1 rRNA gene is annotated in these 431 nt (G+C 54.8%); it reads left to right on the top strand.

Annotated elements, in window-relative coordinates:
* Positions 1-431, top strand: a 23S ribosomal RNA gene (locus ACTHTU_RS11395); the annotation flags it as partial.

Raw genomic sequence — 431 nt, 5'->3', positions numbered from 1 at the left:
TGCGAAAGCAGGACGTAGTGATCCGGTGGTGCTGTATGGAAGGGCCATCGCTCAACGGATAAAAGGTACGCCGTGGATAACAGGCTGATTCCGCCCAAGAGTTCATATCGACGGCGGAGTTTGGCACCTCGATGTCGGCTCATCACATCCCGGGGCTGTAGTCGGTCCCAAGGGTATGGCTGTTCGCCATTTAAAGTGGTACGTGAGCTGGGGTTAAAACGTCGTTAGACAGTTTGGTCCCTATCTGCAGTGGGCGTTGGAAGTTTGACGGGGGCTGCTCCTAGTACTAGAGGACCGGAGTGGACGAACCGCTGGTGTACCGGTTGTAACGCCAGGTGCATAGCCGGGTAGCTAAGTTCGTAATAGATAAGCGCGGAAAGCATCTAAGCGCGAAACTCGCCTGAAGATGAGACTTCCCTTGTGGTGGAACC

This window comes from Neisseria sp. P0020.S005 (assembly GCF_051957055.1).
In the GTDB taxonomy this organism is placed as follows: Bacteria; Pseudomonadota; Gammaproteobacteria; order Burkholderiales; family Neisseriaceae; genus Neisseria; species Neisseria subflava_A.
The sequence above is the reverse complement of the archived record's forward strand: the minus strand, read 5'-3'. Positions and strand labels throughout refer to the sequence as shown.